This window comes from Embleya sp. NPDC005575, from assembly GCF_040605455.1.
Taxonomy (GTDB): Bacteria; Actinomycetota; Actinomycetes; order Streptomycetales; family Streptomycetaceae; genus Embleya.
This window is the reverse complement of the sequence record NZ_JBEXCV010000302.1, coordinates 1-4,283: the sequence shown is the minus strand read 5'-3', so window position 1 is coordinate 4,283 and position 4,283 is coordinate 1. Positions and strand designations below refer to the sequence as shown.

At 72.6% G+C, this 4,283-nt stretch carries 4 protein-coding genes; all 4 read right to left on the bottom strand.

From position 1 onward, the window contains the following. Positions 1–51: 51 nt before the first annotated feature. Genes ABZS54_RS42310 through ABZS54_RS42295 form a run of 4 tightly spaced genes read right to left on the bottom strand, consistent with a single transcriptional unit; the run spans position 52 to position 4,050 of the window. The gene (locus ABZS54_RS42310; protein WP_355548598.1) at positions 52–444 is read right to left on the bottom strand and encodes a hypothetical protein; all 393 of its coding nucleotides are present in this window, start codon (positions 442–444) and stop codon (positions 52–54) included. A gap of 59 nt (positions 445–503) precedes the next feature. Then, positions 504–1,724 (bottom strand): ABC transporter permease, encoded by a 1,221-nt coding sequence (locus tag ABZS54_RS42305; RefSeq protein WP_355548595.1) that lies wholly within the window; start codon positions 1,722–1,724, stop codon positions 504–506. Then, the gene (locus ABZS54_RS42300; RefSeq protein WP_355548592.1) at positions 1,721–2,497 is read right to left on the bottom strand and encodes an ABC transporter ATP-binding protein; all 777 of its coding nucleotides are present in this window, start codon (positions 2,495–2,497) and stop codon (positions 1,721–1,723) included. The genes ABZS54_RS42305 and ABZS54_RS42300 overlap by 4 nt, the downstream gene beginning before the upstream one ends. A gap of 29 nt (positions 2,498–2,526) precedes the next feature. After that, the gene (locus tag ABZS54_RS42295; protein ID WP_355548589.1) at positions 2,527–4,050 is read right to left on the bottom strand and encodes an HlyD family efflux transporter periplasmic adaptor subunit; all 1,524 of its coding nucleotides are present in this window, start codon (positions 4,048–4,050) and stop codon (positions 2,527–2,529) included. Positions 4,051–4,283 lie beyond the last annotated feature (233 nt).

The following is a 4,283-nucleotide window of genomic DNA, read 5'->3' as shown; positions in this document are numbered from 1 at the left end:
GGCGATCCGCACCAAGGCGGTGCCGGACGGCGAGTTCTACGTGCTCAACGGTCAGAAGATGTGGCTCACCAACGGCGGCACCGCCAACCTGGCCAGGAAGCCGACCGACGCGAACACGCCCGCGCCCAGGGCCAGGGTGAGCAGGGGCAGCCTGCGCCGGGGCGGGGCGGCGAGTTCGGCGGCGACGTCGCGCGCGGCCGGCGGTCGGCCGAGGATGTCCTCCGGCGACTCGTCGGGGTGGGGCTCGTCGCCCGCTTCCGCCTCGGTTCGGAAGCCGGCGACGAACCCGGTCTCGGCCGCGGCGTTCGCCGCCGAGCCCGGGTCACCGGGCCCGGGGAGGCGGGAATAGGGGTCGAGGGCCTCGGAGTCGGGCCGTGCCGGCTGGTCGGGGACGGTGGCCTGCGGCCGGGTGTCGTGCCGGCCGGGGTGGGGCTTGGGCGTCATGCTCTCGGGTCTCCTCCTGGACGCGGGAACGGCGGGGGTCTTCGGGCTGTTCCTGCGGCCTACTCGTGCCGCAGCGCCTCGATCGGCCGCAGCGCGGCGGCGCGCGCGGCCGGGTAGCCGCCGAAGAACAGGCCGATGGCCACCGATACGGCGAACGATCCGATCACCGAACTCGGCACCACGACCGGCGTGATCCCGACCACCTCGAAGCGCGCCGCGAACAGCCCGGCGGCCACGCCCAGACCGCCGCCGAGTACGGACAGCAGGGTCGACTCGGCGAGGAACTGGCCCAGGATCGCGCCACGCGGGGCGCCGATCGCCTTGCGGATGCCGATCTCGCGGGTCCGCTCGGCGACGGTCACCAGCATGATGTTGGTGATCCCGATCCCGCCGACCAGCAGCGAGATCGCCGCGACCGCCGCGAGCAGCACGGTGAAGGTCTTGTTGGTCTCGTCGTTGGCGCTCAGCAGCGACTGCTGGTTGGTGATCCGGAAGTCGCTCTGTGCGGAACCGGCGATCCGGTGCCGGTTGTTCAGGATGGAGGTGACCTCGTCCTGGGCGAGCGCGGTGTCGGTGGAGGAGGTGGCCTGGACCGCGACCGAGGACAACGAGCCGTAGCCGGTCAGGCTGTCGCGCATCGTGGTCACCGGCAACACGATCGTGTCGTCGGAGTCGGCCGCGCCGTTGCCGCCCTTGGTCTCCAGCACGCCGGCGACCCGGAACGGTATGCCGCCGATCAGGATTTCCTTGTCGATCGGGTTCTCCGTACCGAACACGTTCTCCACCGTGGTGCTGCCCAGGACGGCGACCTTGCGGCGGGCGGTCACGTCCTCGGTGCCGAACAGCGCGCCCCGGCCGAGGTCGTGGTTGGTGGTGGCGAACCAATCCGGCGTGGTGCCGACGATCTGGGACACGGTCACCGACTGACCGGCGTAGGTGATGCTCTGCGACGTGGTCTGCACCGGCGCGGCCGACTTCACGTGCGGGGCCAGCGTCTTGTCGACCAGCGCCTGGGCGTCGTCCAGGGTGAGGTCCTTGAGCGCACCGCCCTGCCCGGCCGCGCCGAACCGGCCGCCACCGGCGGTGTGCGAGATGGTCAACAGGTTGGTGCCCAGCCGCTGGATCGAAGCCTGGACGGACTTGGAGGAGCCGTTGCCGACGGCGACCAGCAGGATCACCGCACCGACGCCGATGAGTACGCCGAGCATGGTCAGTGCGGTGCGGATCTTGTTGGCGGCCAGACCCAGGACGGCGAAGCGCAGTACCTCGACGGGGTTCACCGGCGGGCTCCTTCGCCGGGCATATCGAACATATCGGGTACGCCGGATGCATCGGATGGAACGGGTGCGGTCGGCGGCGGGGCGGGGGACGGTGCCGGTGGGCGGCGGTGGTCGGCGACCACCAGGCCGTCGACCAGGCGCAGGACCCGCCCGGCACGCGCGGCCACCTCGTCCTCGTGGGTGATGATCACGATCGTGCGTCCGGCGCCGTGCAGCCGATCCAGGATGCCCAATACCTCCGCGGTGCTGTGGCTGTCCAGGTTTCCGGTCGGCTCGTCGGCCAGCAGCAGCGCCGGTGCGGTGACCAACGCCCGGGCCAGCGCGACGCGTTGTTGCTGGCCACCGGAGAGTTCGTTGGGCGCGTGGTCGGTGCGGTCGGCCAGGCCGACCAGGTCGAGCGCGGCCAGGGCGCGGCGGCGGCGCTCCTTGGCCCGCACGCCGGCATAGGAGAGCGGGAGTTCGACCTGGGCGAGTGCGCTGGTGCGCGGGATCAGGTTGAACGACTGGAAGACGAAGCCGATCCGGCGATTGCGAACCAGCGCGAGCTGGTGCTCGTCCAGCCGGCCGACGTCGAGGCCGTCGAGCAGGTAGCGGCCCGACGTGGGCACGTCCAGGCAGCCGAGCACGTTCATCAGGGTCGACTTGCCCGAGCCCGAACTGCCCATGATGGCGACGTATTCGCCGCTCTCGATGGTCAGGTCGACGCCGCGCAGCGCGTGCACCGAAGCTGCGCCGTGCCCGTACGACTTGGTCACCGCGCGTACGTCGATCACCGGCGCAGGACGGCCCGCGTCCGGCCCGGTCATCGCGAGCCGCCGCGCGGGATGCCGCCGCCGGACCCGCCGGTCGCGCCGCCGCCGGGGAAGTTGCCGGTGCCCGGGGCGGGGAGGCCGCCTCCGGCCGTGCCGCCTCGGGTGGACTGGCCGGACCGCCCCGACGTGGAACCGGCACCACCGGTCGCGGCGACGGTGCCGATCACGATCTCGTCGCCCTCGGCCAGACCGGAGACGATCTGGGTGGTCTGGTCGCCGACCACGCCCGCGGTCACCGTACGGCGCTGCTCGACCCCGTTGACCAGGACCCGTACCGAGGCCGTCGCGCCCGTGCCGGAGACTGCGGCCGAGGGCACCTGCAACGCGTTGTCGGCCTCGGCGACGACCACCGAGATGTTCGCGGTCTGTCCGGTGCGCAGCGCGGACACGTCACCCTCCAGCGCGATCGTCGCGCCGTACTTGACCGAACCCGAGGTCGAGCCGCTGTCCGGCAGCGGATTCACGCTGATCACCTTGGCGTTCAGCCGGATCGCGGAGTTCACGTTGAGCGTCACGGTGGCCGGCTGCCCGGCCTTGACCTTGGCGGCGTCGGCCTCCGGGAAGGACACCCGGGTCTCCATGCCGGTCGGGTTGGCGATCACCACGAAGCCGGTCACCGCGGTGCTCGACGACGACGCGGACGACGAACCTCCCTGGCCCTGGCCGCCGCTCGCGCCACCGGATCCGCCGGACCCGCCCGTGGAGGTGGCCGCGGAGACGGTGTCGCCGACCTTGCCGGACACCGATGCCACGACGCCGGTCGACGGCGCCTTGAGCACGCAGCCGTCCAGGGCCCGTTGGGCGTCGGCGAGTTTGTTGTTCGCCGCGATCAGGGCCGACTCGGCCTGGCTCACCGCCGCCGCGTCCACCGTCGTGCTCGGCGACGGGGTGGCCGTCGGGGCCTTGGTGACGGTGACGGTGACGGTCGGGTGCGGCTGGGTGACGGGGGGCGCCGTGGTCCGGGGCGGCGCCGTCGTGGACGTGGCGGTGGGCACAGCGTCGCTGCCGTTGCCTCCGTTCGCGGCTCCGCCGCCCGTCGAGCCGCGCAGGACCGTGTTCTGGGCGCCCGTGCCCTGATTGCCGCCGCCACTGCCGTTGCCGCCGCCGCCGTTCTGCTGGACCGAAGTGCCCGCCCGGGCCTTGGTCAGATTTGCCTGGGCCACCGTGACGGCCGCCTTCGCCGCGTCCAGCGCCTCCTGCGCCTGGGTGGGGTCGATCTGCGCGAGGACCTGGCCGGCGGTGACGGTGTCGCCGACCTTGACCGCGAGGGTGGTGACCTTCCCGGCGGCGGTGAAGCCGACGCCCACATCCGAGGGGGAGGTCAACGACCCCGACGCGGACACCGTGGCCAGCACCGTCCCCTTGGTCACCTTGCCGGTGCGCGTCCTGGTGGCGCGGGACGATCCACCGCCGTCGTCCACGGCCGCGTAGGCGAAGCCGGCGCCGGTCACCATCGCGGTGGCCAAGGCCAGGTTGATCAGGACCGACTTCCGTCGGAGTCGTACACGCCTCATGGCCGCACAGCCTGGTCCGGGCACGTTCCCGAAGGCTGATTGGCGGCTGGGAGTTGCCTGGGAGCGCGGCATCGGCCCGGGGCCCGCGGACGCCGGTCGGACCCGCCGAAATCGCGCCCGATCGCGACAAGTCGCGCGCCGGCCCGGGGAGCGCAGCGCGGACACGTCACCCTCCAGCGCGATCGTCGCGCCGTACTTGACCGAACCCGAGGTCGAGCCGCTGTCCGGCAGCG